Raw genomic sequence first — 15,514 nt, 5'->3', positions numbered from 1 at the left:
ATCCTTCTAATTTAAATGATTTGAAAGTTTTTCACATAGCGGTTTAAATCAGTTTCTACAACAACGGCATACATACCCATGCCTAAAATCCCATGGTTTTGAAAAGTAATAATATTTATTGAATTGAAATCATTAATACTTAACTGATGGACGAGTCTTCCTTTAAGATCATATATTTTTACGCTTTTTACCTTTTCTTTGCTCGGTATCAATAGCTTAAACGAACCGTTGCAGTAAGTAATAAATGCGAATGAATGTATATGTATGGATTGTGCCTTTGCCGAAATTGAAGTTGAGGGATTTTCCTCGGTAAGATCAGGAAGAAAAATTTCATCATTGGAGAGAAAAGGAAGTTCTTCGTTTTCCAAGAGTGCTTTTTGATCAGCGCTCACAGTATCCTGTTCCAATGCTAACAAGGAGTATTGTTCGTCAATAATACCATAGCGCGCCCCCCTATTTAAAATGTACGTCGTATCCGAAACGGGATGATTTGTTCCTGCCCAGAGTTTTGCGCAGAAAGTATCGGAGGGTGAATTAATTGTGAATGGAATTTCGCTGTAGGTTGCCAATTCATTATTCTGAGTGTCAAAAGCCTTCCAATCGATTGCATCATGCCAATCTGTTACCGAATGGCCAGCAAAAAACATTGTGTCAACACTCAAGGTATCATAATAATTCTTGCTGCAATAATAATAATTACAACCTGAATATCTGTTTTGTATTTCAATAAGATTTGTTTCATAGCTGTTTTTTTCGCTTTTAACCGTTGCTGAAAAATGTGCCTGCCTTTTTTCCGGAATCCAGAAATCATTGCTGTAGGTACCCTCGGTCATTAACGCATGGTTCTCAATAATTTTATGCATCGGCACACCGGGCCAGTATCCGGTTGGGTACCGCGGTGATGATCCATAAGCAGAAACCGATATGCTATCGCTCAGGACGCTGTCACTATTCATGTAATAATCTTCGAGATTGGGCATTTCAGGAACAGGTCCGGCAGAAATAAATACAATGTGTTTGAGTATTTTTTCATGATCAGAAAAGAGGCTGCAGATTAATTTTAAAGAAATGTCAAATGCTTCAGTGTTTTTTCTAAAAAAATTCTCACGCTCATTTTCATCGATTCTGATTTTAACAGGAGGGGCGGCGCCTCTGATATGTGATAAAAGATAGGTCGAATCGATGGATGAAAGAAAATCCTGTAAACTATCAAATATTGCAGTGTTTTTATTCGAGAGCGGAAACATCTTGTTAATATCTGGATTCCCTTTTTCCAAAAGCAACCCGACTTTGTCGCCGGCGTCGGCGATCTCGATATTTGAATTGTAAATTCGTCGTGCCTGGTTGATTACCTCTATGCCGTAAGGTGAAATGCTTTTTTGAGAATTATCGTTATAGACAAAAGAATGCTGGAAATTCCATTTCCAGAGAAAAACTATTTCTCGTTTAAGCCCTGCTTTAATTAAAAGACTTTCCGGCGGCGCTCCCCAGTACATCAAATAATTTCCCTTCCAGTTCCCGTCATCAAATGAGGTTTTGACCATCATCGATTTTTGGCTTTCGGCTATCTGAATATAGGTGGAAGCCAACTTGTATCTATTGTAAATATCATCAAGTGAAACAGGCAAGGAGGTCGATATGGTATCCCGAGGTGAAATGATATTAATCCGTTCAATGTTTCCGTAAGCACGAATTGTCTGTGATATTTCCTGAGGATATTTGGATACTTCTGTTGTTATCGATGAAGGTATTTGCATCATCAGATCATTATTTATGTATCGTTGAGGACAGAGGTATCGAATACGGATTTTTCGGGATTTACCCCATTCCACCGGGTAGATTGAGAGATTATATCGATCGATATTACCGCTGGAGCTGATTTTTTCTATGAGGATTGGATCCCGCGGTCGTGGGGGTGGTGCAGTCTCTCTATCTACAACATCTTCGTACTGTTTTCGTGCAGTTTCTTTTCCCTTAATTTTGCCCTTAAGAATTTTCCCTTCATACCAGATAAGAATACCGGTGATTACTGATTGTGCCGGCAAAGTGAATTGGCCGTATATTTCAAGTGTATTTAAATTGTCGGAAGGGGGTCTCCAGTTAAAAGGCGCTATTTCTATATCTTCTTCAATATCAAGGAAATAGGGGTGAACAGTTACCCGGCGAGTAAATTTTTTCATTTCGACTGCTCCATCCCAATATATTCCGCGAGTTTGTCGGGTGCTCAGGAATGCAGATGATGAAAACCCAAAAATTAATACAAAAATTGGCAAAACAATCAATGAACACTTAAATTTGGATTGTATAGTCATAAAACCTATCCCTGTTAAAGTTGAATCGCTTGTTTCTCTTTCATTTTAGAATATATGCCTTATGCCGCCATTTTTCACTATGGCAATTAGATTAGTGTTTTCTAACAGAAAACGTCGTCTGCTTTGCAGAAATGGATGTGATTATGCTTTTGCTCGTCCCATAAGCCCTCCTTCACAGTCGGGCTACGGTATGGGGGGAGATGCCTTGTGGTATTTAGTGCCTGTTCAGAAAAGCCTTTTGCAAATACTTTTCTGAACGGAGTGATGGAGTACCCGAGTGATGGAGTTTTGTTGTAAGTGTTTGATATAGCAACGGCAGTCCTTTCCCTGTGCGCTATTTACTTAACAACTAATCGTTTGATATCCTCTATTGCCATATACCCAGCCGGAACAATAACAAGGGCGATTGACGTGACGAAGAGCACGCCGAAACCCAGGCTGAGGGCCATGGGGATGAGGAACCGGGCCTGGAGGGAGGTCTCGAAAATCATGGGGGCCAGGCCGAAGAATGTTGTTAAGGATGTGAGGAGGACCGGGCGGAAACGGCGCTTTCCTCCATTAATCACGGCGTCCCTGGGCTCCATGCCTTCGATGCGGTGATCGTTGATTACGGTGATAAGCACCAGGGAGTCGTTGACTACCACCCCGGCCAGGGCGACGATTCCGAGCATACTCACCAGGCTGAGTTGATAGCCCATGATCAGGTGGCCCAAGAATGCGCCGACCACCCCGAAGGGGATTGCCGCCATGACAATCAGGGGCTGGATATAGCTTTGAAACACCATGGCCATCAGGCCGTACATGATCAGCAACGCGATTGCCATGCCGACCCGCAGGGCGCTGAAGGATTCGGTCATCTCTTCCTGCTGTCCTGCCCGCTCCCAGCTCAGGCCGGGGAATTCCTGTTGGAGTGCGGGAAGCGCAGATTCCGCCAGGTCGTCGAATACCTGATTGGCATTGGTCACTCCGGTATTGACATCAGCGGTAACTTCCACGATACGCCGTCCGTTTTTCCTATTGATAGCGGTAAAGGAGCGGCCCGGTATGATATAGGCTGCCAGTTCGAGTGGTATTTCACCGCCTTGTGCGGTCTGGATTATCATTTGTTCGAGGTAGAATTCCGATGTCCGCTGTTTTTCGGGCAGGCGGACATAGACCCGGAGTTCTTCACGGCCCCGTTGCTGACGGGTGGCTTCGGCGCCGAACCAGGCATTGCGCAATTGACGGGCCAATTCGCCTTCGGTAATGTTTAGTGCCCGGGCTCCCGGACGGAGCTTGAAATCGAGCTGCCGTTTTCCAAGCCGGAAACCGTCGTCGATATCAAAAACGCCGGCATAGTCTCCTATACGTGCAGCAAGTCGTTCGGCTGCTTGTTTCAGAAGGTCGATATTCGAATGGGAGAGTTCCACGGCGAGTGCCGCCCCGCCCGAGGGACCAATACTGTAATCGAAAGCCAGGCGCTCCACTCCTGGAATTTCTCCTGTTGCGCGGCGCCACCGCCGAGAAAATTCTCTGGAGGAGATATCCCGCTCTCCCGCGGATACCAGCTGGACCGTTATAAATCCCTGATGCGCTGCGCCTCGTCGCATTTCACCCATCGGACCACCAACATCACGTAACCCGCCGGCTTCGGAAAAAATGCCGGTCACAATCTCTTCACCCGCTTCCTTTTCAATCGACCGGCGGACCTCCCGGGCTGCCTCGATAACCCGGTCCATGACCCCCTGAGTCTGCTCCAGTGTAGAGCCGAAGGGTAGTTCGATAGTCGCTACAACAACATCGCCTTCGATTTTTGGAAAAAACATGAACTGTATGATTCCGCCTCCAACAAGTCCCAGAGCGATAATAAGAATAGCCAGGGCCGCTGCAAGGGTAATGGCCCTGTTGTCAATAAGCTTCCGGAGTTTCGGCTCATACCAGTTGTTGATAAATCGTTCGAGACGCCGGGATATTTTCTCCTGCCCGCGGTTCAACCGGGCTATGATGCCTTTACGGGGTTTCTGCTTGTGATGAGCAAGATGGGCAGGAAGGATAAACAGAGATTCGAAAAGTGAAAGCAGCAGGATCGGGATCACGATCAGGGGGATGTTACTGAATAACTTACCCATGACACCGGGTATGAAAAGCAGGGGGCCGAAAGCGATTACTGTTGTTAGTACAGAAAACACCACCGGGGTAGCGACTTCCCGTACGCCGTCGATAGCGGCCTGTATTGCCGGAGCCCCGCTTTGCTGCCTGTTGTAAACAGCTTCTCCCACAACAATGGCGTCGTCAACGACAATACCCAGTACCAGAATGAAAGCAAAGAGTGAAATCATGTTGATCGATACGCCTAAAAGGGGCATGAAAAGAAAGGAGCCGCAGAATGAAGCTGCCATGCCGACAGTCACCCAGAAGGCGTGGTGGATTTTAAGAAACATCCCTAATATTATCAGAACAAAGATGAGTCCGAAGAGGCCGTTTTTTAAAAGAAGTCTGATTCGATCTTCGAAAATCTCCGAAGCGTCATCCCAGATTGCCACTCCCAGTTGATCCGGTAGGTGCTTTCTTTTTTGTTCCACATACTCATGCACCGCGCGGGAGACTTCAATGGGCGTTTCTTCACCAACGCGATAGGCGACAATCTGTACAGCTCGTTGACCGTTGAAGAATGCCTTCATGTCCTGGACTGTATAATCTTCATACACGCGGCCGAGGTCACCGACCGTAATCCTGCTGCCGGATTCACCGGCGATAATTGCGATATTCTCAAACTCTTCTACCGTCTTTCGCCGTTCGGTTGTTCTGAGGAGTATTTCACCGCCGGGGGTTTCGATTGCGCCACCGGGTACTTCCACCGAGGCATTACCGATAACGGTGGCTATCTGCTGAAGGGTAAGGTTATGGCGCCGGAGGTTTTCGAGCGGCACTTCAACACTGATTTGCGGTGAAGGGATCCCTTCTATTTCCACCTGGGTAATATTGGGCGTGTTCAAAAGCTCTTCTTTGACTATTTCGGCTACCGAACGAAGCTTATCGGGCGGGATATCGCCGTAGAGAATAACCGTCACCACCTCCCTGCGGGGGGAGAGGAGCCTGATTGTCGGTTCTTCGGCATCACGGGGGAATGAGGTGATACGGTCTACTGCACTCTGGATATCGTTGAGGGTTCGGTCCTCGGGGGCGGCTGAGTATAATTCGGCGCTGACCTGCGCCACTCCCTCGGATGCGGTCGCGCGGACCTCCTTAACACCATCGATACCCCGCACCGCCTCCTCGACCGCAAGGATAATCCCCTGCTCCACTTCTTCGGGACTGGCGCTGGGGTAAGGTACAGTAATCAATACTTGATCGAGCGTAACTTCGGGAAAGACTTCCTGTTTGATCCGGGGGAAAATGAGTAAGCCTCCCACTACCATGATGCCCAAGATCAGGTTTGCGGCAACGCTGTTTTTTGCCATGTAGGCCAGGGGGCCGTGCTTCCGCTCCCCATTGTTGTTGTTCATAGCCCTTCCCTTTGTTCCAGGTCCGCCTGAAGTGTATCGTTGAGGGATTGCAAGAGCCGCAGATCCATGCCTTCGATTGGCGTGGCGATAGTGCTTGTTATGACGTTGTCGCCGGGGTTGAGTCCCTGGTCGATATAGATCGTATCCGGTGCACGCCAGAAGATTGTGGGCTTGACAACAAGAAGTGTGCTGTCGGTGCCGAAGAGAAAAACATTTTCATTATCCCGTAACGCCTCGCGGGGGAGGGCGTAGAGCCCTCCACGGTGGGGACCTCGGATGTAAACTTCCACGAAAGCATCGACCAGAAGAGGCTGGAATGTCTGGATTGTATCGGCTACATCGCGAATGCCGGTGGGATTCTCGATAACGACCAGGACCTGCGCCATCCTGCCCTGGGGCTCGAGATCGCCGAAGAGTTTTTCCACCCGTCCTTTGCGGATAATCTCTTTCCCATCAACAACATGGCGAATCATCACGGCAGATCCGGTATCGGCGTTGATTCCCGGGATGCTGACATAGGGGATATCTTCTTCCGGCACGGTTACCTGTACCCAATACCGATCGGTGCCGATGATAACGCCGATACTGCTTTGCGGATCGACCAGTTGCCCCACATCAGCGTCTTCATTGCGGACAAACCCGTTAAAAGGCGCTTCGATTCTGGTCCGGTCCAGATTAAGCCGGGCCCGTTGCACCCGCGCTTCTGCTGCATTGATGGCCGCGCGCGCGGTCTGAAGCTGGGGTTTGCGTAATGCCAGAGAGGTATCCGCAGTGGTATCGAGACGGTCGGAAAAGAGTTCCCATTCCCGTCGTGCAATCTCCTGCTGTCCCAGTTCCTGTTCATATTGTGCCCGTGCCTGTTGAAGCGATGCCCGTGCTTCACGAAACGCGACGACATATTCGCTGCTGTCGATAACAACGATACGGTCATTTGCCCGGACAATGCCGCCGGGAACGAAATCGGGGCTGACCCATATGATTTTACCCCCCACCTGGGGCAGGATAGTGACTTCCCGGGCAGGCTTAACCGTCCCGTAGACACGGAGTGTCAATTGTTGGGTGTCGGGGTAGACAGTAATCACATTGACGGGAACCGCCTGACGGGCTTGCTGTGCGCGGGGGGGGGCTTTTCGAAGAATTACAAGCATGAATGCAATAAATATCGCAGCTGCGGTAATCACCAGCGGAATTAAAAACCTTCCCTTCTTTTTTTTCTCACTCATCTTCCGGCTCCTTTTCGGTTGGATAGTCGCCGGCCAATTCGGGATAGCTTCCTCCCACAGCACGGTAGAGCTGTACGTGATAGGAAAGCAGTTGCCGGATCGCTTCGACAAGGGTCTGCTGGGTGGACTGCAGTGAATTGAGGGCGGTAAGGACCTGAAGATAGGATTCCACACCCTGCATGTAACGTTCCCGCGAGAGATCGAGCCGGATTTCGGCATCTTCCACCTGTTGTTTCAGGCTGTTCACCCAGGTTTCCTGGCCGCGAATCAATACCAGGGCATCCCGAACCTCCCGGAGGGCGGTGAGTGTGGTATTTATATAGGTATAATAATCGGCTTCAGCGGCAGCCCGGGCCCGGCGGACTCCGGCAATCAGACGCCTCCCCTGAAAAATGGGCTGGGTAATCGTTCCGGAAAGCGACCAGAGCAATTCATCGAATAGATTATTTATCTCCTCGGCATCAGTGAAAAGGCTTGCGGAAAGATTTATTGACGGAAAAAAGTCCAAAATTGCAGCAGCAGCTTCGGCATCGGAAGCTTTGAGACGCAGCCATGCCGCACAGACATCGGGACGGTGTTTGAACAAATCGGCGGGCACACCGGTAATGGGTACCTCGGGTGCATCGGGAAGCGTGCGGGTATCAACAGCCGTTGCTGCTGTGGGTGGATAGCCGAGTAAAACATCCAGTTGATGTTTCAAGGTTGCTGCCCGCGCCCGTGCCAGGCCAAGTTGTCCCCGCAGCCGTTCGATCTGCTGCTCTTGCTGAATGACACTAAGAGCCGAGGCCTGGCCATAGGCAAATCGGAGCTCGGTCAGTTCACCGAACCTTTTTGAATTTTCGAGCTGGGATTCGAGTAAATCGATTGTTTGCCGTTGTGCCACGAGCATAAGCCAGGTGTCGGTTACCTGTGCGGCAAGGGTAATGCTCATGGCCCGGGCATCAGCCTGGGCGGCCATCGCCTCTTTCACTGCCGCCTGACGGCGCCTGATGAGCCGGGTGAAAAGATCGACTTCGTAGGAAGCTGCCAGGGAGGTCTGGTATTGGGTGAATATGTTGTTGTCGATACCGTCGGTAAAAGGGGTCGTACCAGCGCCACCACCGATCGGAGTGCCCCCGGGTTGTCCCCCTGTGATTGGTCCACCGCCAAAGGTAAAATCGGATAATTTCGTGCGGAACGACTGGCCCGATGCCGACACCGAGGGAAAAAGCGGCGCAGTCGCAATGACCGCCGCGGCTTTGGCCTGCTCTACCCGTGCCCAGGCAACTAACATGTCGGGGTTGCGGTTGAAGGCGGCCGAAAGAAGAGAGTCTAGTTCGGGTTGCTCGATCCAGAATTTCGGGGAAGCTTCGAGTCGTATGGTATCGTATACCGATGTAAAGGAAACGAATTCATCGACTCGCGTGTGATATCGGGGACCGACACAGGTATTGAGAATAAGGGCAAGTAGGGATACCAATATAAGGGCACGGCGGATAAGCAGATAGTGCATAATACTCCGGATTTACATTTATTAAGAACATATTCAATTATTCCTCATTTTGTCGAATGCAATTGTCATGCCAGATTACAACGCCCTTTGACAGGCAAATAGATCTTTGTCCTCATCAAAAGAGGTTTTCCAGTAATGGGAAATAAATTTTCTAAATCTGCAAATAAGCAGGATACAGGGAACAGGGTACCGCTTTTATTTTCAAATTGTTGTCGCTCTCCCGGTAGCGCCTCGAGACAGGTCTTTGTCTCAGATCTCCATTTTCTTCTCCTTCACTTGTCGCAACCATACTCTTTACATTGTCCTGAGCGTGTGCCCCGCTGAGCATACCCGAAGTGTCGAAAGATCTTTTCTCTCTTTTCCTTCCCTTAAATCTCAAGCATCTTAACAACCGGTGGCATAATAATTGCTTCTGATGTTGCGGGCTTAATTCTCAGAAACACAGTGTTTATTTCCCGCGGGACAAAGTCGTGATCGTAACAATTCACTTTTATGAGGAGGTTATCATGAAGAGGAATATTCCGGTGTTGAGTGGTGCAATTATTGCCCTTGTCTTTCTTGTCGGGTGCGGTGATGACGATGATAATGGAGTAAGTGCTCAGGAGCCCGGTTCGGTTTCACTGACTCCCAATTTTATCGGAACAGTCACCGATACGACGCCGATTGTGATTGAAGTCAAGGAGAGTAAACTGGGGGACCCGGTTGTGGACACCATGGTGACACTCAACAACACCGAAGTCCTTATTGGCGACATACCGCCGGATCAATATGTTGTGGCGCTCTGGTGGGATGAAGACGGTGACGGGCAACTGGATGAAACAGAAGAACCACTTGTGTTTTACAGCATTGGTGAAATCGACCAATCGGTTGGAATTCTTGGCGATGCAACTGAGATTGCGATTCAGTCGGGTGACGTTGAAGCACTGGGTGAAATCGCATTTTCCGATTGACGAGAATCTCTTGTCGGTGCAATGACAGACCGGGAAAGCAGCTCCGCAGCGGGCGGGGCTGCTTTCCTAAATTACCAAATAAGAACATTTATTTACTATTGTTCCTGTCGAAAATCGAATACTACAACACACTAAAGGAGGTGCTGTATGCGACATGTACTCAAGAGTGCAACCGGTTTTGTCGTACTGCCGGCAATACTGATTATGATCGGGCTCGGATGTGACGATGAAAATGGACCGGTGGAAGACGGACAGGACACGGTTCAGACACAGGAGAACGGCAACGATCCCTTGAAGAATGCCGTCGATGAAGTTGAAGAAATCGGTCGGCAAGCCAGAAAGAGAGTCGATACTCTGACCGATCAGGCAACTGAGGGCCTGAATGGTATGGATGTGGAACAGAGGATCGACAATATTATAAGTAGTGCACGGGATCGGATTGTCCGTGTCAGACGGGAATCGGGGGAAGCCACCGCAAAGGCAAATGAGAGGATTGAAGATATAATTACGAACACCCGGAAACGTGTCAATGCGCTGATCGATTCGGTTACCAACGATTAAAATCAAGTAGAGAGAGTACTAGTGTAAGTGTACTGGCTGTCCGGGACTTATGACGATTTAAGAATTCCGGTGGCATATAATTTGCTGCTTTTAGTACTCCCTTTATCTCAACCAGTCCTGATCGGCAAATTTGTGGACTGGATGAGAATTTTTCATTCTTAATATTGCGAAAGGAGGCCTTCATGGCTACACGAAAAGCAGAAGCACAATGGAAGGGCAGTTTTCCCAAAGGAACAGGAACAATACAATTGGGCAGCGGTGCTTTTGAAGGCGCCTATTCCTATGCCTCCCGGTTTGAAGAAGAAAAAAATACTAATCCCGAAGAATTGATCGGTGCGGCTGAAGCCGGATGTTTTTCCATGGCCCTCGGTAAAATGCTTTCCGAAGACGGTCATCCGCCGACATCGATACATACCACCGCCAATGTACATCTCGACAAAGTGGGTAACGATTTTTCCATCTCCAGCATAGATCTTGAGTGTGTCGCCGAGGTCGCCAATATCGATGAAGACTATCTCAAGGAAACAGCGGAAAAAGCACGCAAGTCTTGTATTGTCTCCCGTGCTCTTACGGGAACCGAAATTTCATTAAACGCCAAACTTCTGGCGGTAGCAACACATTAATCATACATAATAAAACATTATCACGCAGCGCATTCCTGATCCAGGCGGCAGAGAAGCACTGCTTCTGTCGGCTGGAAAGGGTGTGGTCCATCCCTCCCCTCAGTTATTGCTTCGCGAGGTTGCTGTACGGGAAGTTGTTGAGGGGAAGGGGCCGGACCGGGAGGAGGAGCCATGCCCCCTATGCAGCAGGAACGGTTAACTGTCGACGGGAATCATGCTGCGGCACATGTCGCCTATCATATGAACGAGGTCATTGCGATCTATCCCATAACACCGTCATCACCAATGGGAGAGCTTGCCGATGAATGGTCGACCCGGGGGAAACCGAATATTTACGATACGGTTCCCCAGGTAACCGAAATGCAGAGTGAAGGCGGTGCGGCGGGCGCCGTCCATGGCGCTCTGCAGCGTGGTGCGCTGACAACAACCTTTACATCTTCTCAGGGTCTGCTGCTCATGATTCCCAATATGTATAAAATTGCGGGTGAGCTGACACCCACGGTTTTTCATGTTGCCGCACGGACCGTCGCTACGCACGCCTTGTCGATATTCTGCGATCACAGCGATATCATGGCGGTCCGGGGTACCGGTTTTGCCATTCTGGGAGCGACAAGCGTGCAGGCAGCGATGGATTTTGCCGCCGTGGCACAAGCCGCAAGTCTCCAGTCCCGTGTTCCCTTTGTCCATTTCTTCGATGGTTTCCGGACATCCCATGAAGTGTCATCGGTGTATCCCCTTACTCTCGAACAGATGAAAGCGATGGTTGATGAAGGGTGGGTGAGTGCCCATCGAAGTCGTGCCCTGTCACCCGACCATCCCTTTATCCGGGGGACCGCTCAAAATCCCGATGTCTTTTTTCAGGCGCGGGAAGCATCAAATCCCTGGTACCGCCAGTGTCCCGATATTGTCCAGGGCGCCATGGATCTGTTTGCACAGGTTACCGGAAGACAATATCATCTTTTTGATTATGTGGGAGCCGATGATGCCCGGTTTGTTATTGTAATCATGGGCTCGGCCGCTCAAACCGTTGAAGAAACTGTGCGGATGCTTATTAAGCAGGGCGAAAAAGTCGGCCTGATCAAAGTACACCTTTACCGCCCATTTGCGGCGATAACGTTTATCGATGCCTTGCCTCAAAGCGTCGGCGTGATTGCTGCCCTCGACAGGACAAAGGAACCGGGGTCCACCGGCGATCCGCTCTATAACGATATCATTACGGCGCTGTACGAACACGGAACCGCTCGTCTGCAAACGACGCCCCTGGTGATCGGTGGACGGTACGGGCTTTCGTCGAAGGAATTTACTCCTGCGATGGTAAAAGGCGTGTTCGATCATATGGCCGCAGAAAAGCCGTCACGGCATTTTACTGTTGGTATAACCGATGATGTGTCGCATACCAGTATCGATTACCCCTGCGGATTCGGTTCCGAACCGTCCGGAAGGACCCGGGCGCTTTTTTATGGATTGGGCTCCGACGGGACGGTCAGTGCAAATCGCAACACTATACGAATCATCGGAGAGCAGACCAACAACTATGTCCAGGGCTACTTTGTTTACGATTCACGCAAAGCCGGATCATTAACCGTCTCCCATCTCAGATTCGGTTCCGAACCGATCAATGCTCCCTATCTGGTGCACAATGCCGACTTTGTCGGTTGTCACCAGTTCTTTTTTCTGGAACGACTCAATGTTCTGGGCGGTGCTCAGGAGGGGGCGATATTTTTGCTCAATACACCTTATCCCCCCGATCAGGTATGGGATCATTTGCCCCGGGAGGTTCAGCAGACGATTATCGACAAGAAACTCCGCTTTTTTGTGATCGATGCCTATGAACTCGCACGGCAGGTAGGACTGGGAAAGCGTATCAATACGATCATGCAGGCATGTTTCTTTAGCCTGAGTAATATCATCGATCTTGATACGGCCCTGGGCGCAGTTAAAAAGCATATCGGCACAACCTATGGGAAACGGGGAGAAAAAGTTGTAAAAATGAATAATGAAGTTGTCGACCGGGCTCTCGACCATCTTCATCAGATCGAGGTTCCTTCAAAAGCCACAAGTCGGTTTGGAATGCGTACAACAGCGCCCCCCTCTGCGCCTGAGTTTGTACAAAAGGTAACCGCGGCCATGATTGCCGGTGAAGGGGACAATTTACCGGTGAGTGCATTTGCTCCCGACGGCACCTTTCCCTCGGGAACAACCCGGTACGAAAAACGGGACATCGCCCTCGAGATACCGGTGTGGGACCCGCAGGTGTGTATTCAATGCGGGAAATGCGTGATGGTGTGTCCACATGCGGTTGTTCGGTCCACGATTTGCGAACCCGCTGCCCTGGCGAATGCACCGGAAGGATTCAAATCGGTTGAAGCCCGTTCATCTCGTCACCGGGGAAAACAGTTTACAATTCAGGTTTCAGTTGAAGACTGTACCGGATGCCGGCTCTGCACGGCAGCCTGTCCGGCCCGGAACAAATCCGAGCCCCGGCTGCGGGCGATCAATATGGAGCCCAAGGAACCATATAAAGAACAGGGTGTTCGCAACTGGGCATTTTTCCTCAATATTCCCGATCCCGATCGAAGATTGTTGCGGGCAGAATCGATAGCGGATGTCCAGTTTATGAAACCGCTCTTTGAGTTCCACGGCGCCTGTGGGGGTTGCGGTGAAACACCCTATCTCGAATTAATGAGCCGGCTTTTCGGCGACAGGGCGCTGATCGCCAATGCTACCGGCTGCTCGTCAATTTATGGCGGAAATCTTCCTGCAACCCCCTGGTGTACCAACGAACACCATCAAGGACCGGCATGGGCAAATTCACTTTTTGAGGATAACGGCGAATTCGGTTTTGGTATGCGATGTGCTCTCGATAAGCAGATTGACATTGCCCGTGAGTTTGTTGGACAGCTTGCACCGCAAATCGGTAACGGGACGGCGCAGGAAATTCTGGAAGAAAGCGGTACAAACGAGGAAGCGATCGAGCGGCAACGGGAGCGGGTTGATAAAATCAGACAGGTACTGCAGGGGAGCGATGACCCAAAGGCTCGGCGATTGCTGGCGGTGGCCGAAGTTCTGGTAAGAAAAACCGTCTGGATTGTGGGCGGTGACGGTTGGGCCTATGATATCGGCTATGGTGGGTTGGATCATATCCTGTCGCTTGGGCGTGATGTCAATATTCTGGTACTCGATTCGGAGATCTATTCCAATACGGGCGGGCAGATGTCCAAGGCGACACCTATGGGCGCGGTGGCAAAGTTTGCAGCGGCCGGGAAACCAACGGCGAAAAAAGATCTGGCGGCAATGGCCATGACCTACGGCACGGCCTACGTGGCCCGGGTGGCCATGGGAGCCAACGATACCCATACACTCAAGGTGTTCAGGGAAGCCGAAGCCTTCCCGGGAACTTCACTGATAATCGCTTATTCCCATTGTATCGGTCAGGGTTTTGATTTGTCAAAGGGCATGGAGCAACAGAAAGCTGCGGTCGCCAGCGGATACTGGCCCCTCATGCGGTATAATCCTCTTTTGAAAAAACAGGGTAAGAATCCTCTGAAACTCGATTCAAAACCGCCGAGTATTCCGCTCGAAGATTACATCTATAATGAAACACGCTACCAGATGCTTCGCTACAGCAATCCCGAGCGGGCCGAAGCGTTCCTCAATAGTGCTCGTGATGAAGTCGATTCCCGCCGGCGGTTCTATGAGCATTGGAGCAGTATGGAACCGGCTGAGAAGGAGGAGCCTGAAAAGGAGAAGAAGAAAAAGGAGTTTGCCGAAAGTGTATAACAATTGTTTGTCCATCATGTTCGGTACAATCGGAGTATCTGTATGAAAACCACGATAGATTTGAATACCCGATATATGGGACTTGCCCTTTCCAGCCCCCTTGTCGGTTCCGCTTCACCGCTCTGGCGGCATATCGACAGGGTGAAAGAACTGGAAGACAATGGTGCAGGAGCGGTAGTGCTCGATTCGCTTTTTGAAGAGCAGGTGAGTCTTGAGCAGCGGACGCTGAATAAGTTTTTACTTCAGGGAACAGAGCATTTTTCCGAAGCTCTTACTTATTTCCCTGATACAGGGCCCTATCGTTTTGCGCCGGATCAGTATCTCGAACGGCTGGAGCGGATCAAGGGAGCGACCGATTTTCCGGTAATCGCCAGTCTCAACGGAATTTCGCCCGGGGGATGGCTCACCTATGCCGCCGAAATGGAACAGGCGGGCGCCGATGGTATCGAACTCAATATCTACTATCTGCCAGCCGATCCGTCAATGAGCAGTGAAGAGGTGGAAAACAATTATGTCGAACTGGTAAGGGAGATAAAGAAACATATCAAAATCCCTCTTGCGGTCAAACTGAGTCCCTTCCTGACATCGACTCCCTGGACAGTTTCCCGCCTCACCGATGCCGGAGCTGATGCACTGGTGATGTTCAACCGTTTTTATCAGCTCGATTTCGACCTGAAATCGCTGTCGGTAAAATCCAATCTCCAGTTGAGCACATCGCAGGAAATGAGACTTCGGATCCGGTGGATTGCCCTGCTCTATAAAAAAATTCCCCTCTCTATGGCACTGACCGGAGGGGTCCATACTTCAAATGATCTTGTCAAGAGCATTGCAGCGGGTGCAACGGTCGCCATGACAACGTCATCCCTTCTGAAAAATGGTATCGCTCATTGTGGTACCCTGCTTAAGGGGCTGGTCGAATGGATGCAGCACCGGGATTACGATTCGGTCGATGCATTACGGGGGGTCCTCAGTCACGACAAAGTAGCCGAGCCTGCAGCATTCGAACGGGCAAATTACATGCACGTACTCGCTTCATGGGTCCCCGAAGAGCAGGATGAACTCACAGTGAAAAGTCACCGGTAAAAAGG

The 15,514-nt window shown here is 50.1% G+C and carries 9 protein-coding genes; 5 read left to right on the top strand and 4 right to left on the bottom strand.

Annotated elements, in window-relative coordinates; genetic code table 11:
* Positions 1-11 precede the first annotated feature (11 nt).
* From GF401_12525 to GF401_12510, 4 genes are all read right to left on the bottom strand, one after another.
* Positions 12-2,312, bottom strand: coding sequence for a T9SS type A sorting domain-containing protein (locus tag GF401_12525; protein ID MBD3345880.1), 2,301 nt, complete (start codon positions 2,310-2,312; stop codon positions 12-14).
* Positions 2,313-2,650: 338 nt separating this feature from the next.
* Positions 2,651-5,797 (bottom strand): MMPL family transporter, encoded by a 3,147-nt coding sequence (locus tag GF401_12520; GenBank protein ID MBD3345879.1) that lies wholly within the window; start codon positions 5,795-5,797, stop codon positions 2,651-2,653.
* Positions 5,794-7,020, bottom strand: a complete 1,227-nt coding sequence (locus GF401_12515; GenBank protein ID MBD3345878.1) for an efflux RND transporter periplasmic adaptor subunit — start codon at positions 7,018-7,020, stop codon at positions 5,794-5,796. The genes GF401_12520 and GF401_12515 overlap by 4 nt, the downstream gene beginning before the upstream one ends.
* The gene (locus GF401_12510; GenBank protein MBD3345877.1) at positions 7,013-8,512 is read right to left on the bottom strand and encodes an efflux transporter outer membrane subunit; all 1,500 of its coding nucleotides are present in this window, start codon (positions 8,510-8,512) and stop codon (positions 7,013-7,015) included. The genes GF401_12515 and GF401_12510 overlap by 8 nt, the downstream gene beginning before the upstream one ends.
* A 506-nt stretch (positions 8,513-9,018) precedes the next feature.
* Here GF401_12510 and GF401_12505 point away from each other — a divergent pair.
* From GF401_12505 to GF401_12485, 5 genes are all read left to right on the top strand, one after another.
* Positions 9,019-9,462: a hypothetical protein gene (locus GF401_12505; protein ID MBD3345876.1), complete on the top strand. Its 444-nt coding sequence runs from the start codon at positions 9,019-9,021 to the stop codon at positions 9,460-9,462.
* A gap of 147 nt (positions 9,463-9,609) precedes the next feature.
* The gene (locus GF401_12500) at positions 9,610-10,023 is read left to right on the top strand and encodes a hypothetical protein (GenBank protein MBD3345875.1); all 414 of its coding nucleotides are present in this window, start codon (positions 9,610-9,612) and stop codon (positions 10,021-10,023) included.
* 182 nt (positions 10,024-10,205) lie between these two features.
* Positions 10,206-10,646: an OsmC family peroxiredoxin gene (locus GF401_12495; GenBank protein MBD3345874.1), complete on the top strand. Its 441-nt coding sequence runs from the start codon at positions 10,206-10,208 to the stop codon at positions 10,644-10,646.
* A gap of 180 nt (positions 10,647-10,826) precedes the next feature.
* Positions 10,827-14,426, top strand: a complete 3,600-nt coding sequence (gene nifJ / locus GF401_12490; GenBank protein MBD3345873.1) for a pyruvate:ferredoxin (flavodoxin) oxidoreductase — start codon at positions 10,827-10,829, stop codon at positions 14,424-14,426.
* A gap of 54 nt (positions 14,427-14,480) precedes the next feature.
* Positions 14,481-15,509 (top strand): dihydroorotate dehydrogenase-like protein, encoded by a 1,029-nt coding sequence (locus GF401_12485; protein ID MBD3345872.1) that lies wholly within the window; start codon positions 14,481-14,483, stop codon positions 15,507-15,509.
* Positions 15,510-15,514 lie beyond the last annotated feature (5 nt).

Source organism: Chitinivibrionales bacterium, from assembly GCA_014728215.1.
In the GTDB taxonomy this organism is placed as follows: domain Bacteria; phylum Fibrobacterota; class Chitinivibrionia; order Chitinivibrionales; family WJKA01; genus WJKA01.
Note: the sequence above shows the minus strand (reverse complement) of the source record. Positions and strands in the feature narration are given on the sequence as shown.

What these genes read in the sequence shown, in the direction of transcription:
- GF401_12515 (MBD3345878.1), bottom strand. Translation starts at nt 7,020, where the DNA reads ATGAGTGAGAAAAAAAAGAAGGGAAGGTTTTTAATTCCGCTGGTGATT.
- nifJ (MBD3345873.1), top strand. Translation starts at nt 10,827, where the DNA reads ATGCAGCAGGAACGGTTAACTGTCGACGGGAATCATGCTGCGGCACAT.
- GF401_12525 (MBD3345880.1), bottom strand. Translation starts at nt 2,312, where the DNA reads ATGACTATACAATCCAAATTTAAGTGTTCATTGATTGTTTTGCCAATT.
- GF401_12495 (MBD3345874.1), top strand. Translation starts at nt 10,206, where the DNA reads ATGGCTACACGAAAAGCAGAAGCACAATGGAAGGGCAGTTTTCCCAAA.
- GF401_12510 (MBD3345877.1), bottom strand. Translation starts at nt 8,512, where the DNA reads ATGCACTATCTGCTTATCCGCCGTGCCCTTATATTGGTATCCCTACTT.
- GF401_12520 (MBD3345879.1), bottom strand. Translation starts at nt 5,797, where the DNA reads ATGAACAACAACAATGGGGAGCGGAAGCACGGCCCCCTGGCCTACATG.
- GF401_12505 (MBD3345876.1), top strand. Translation starts at nt 9,019, where the DNA reads ATGAAGAGGAATATTCCGGTGTTGAGTGGTGCAATTATTGCCCTTGTC.
- GF401_12500 (MBD3345875.1), top strand. Translation starts at nt 9,610, where the DNA reads ATGCGACATGTACTCAAGAGTGCAACCGGTTTTGTCGTACTGCCGGCA.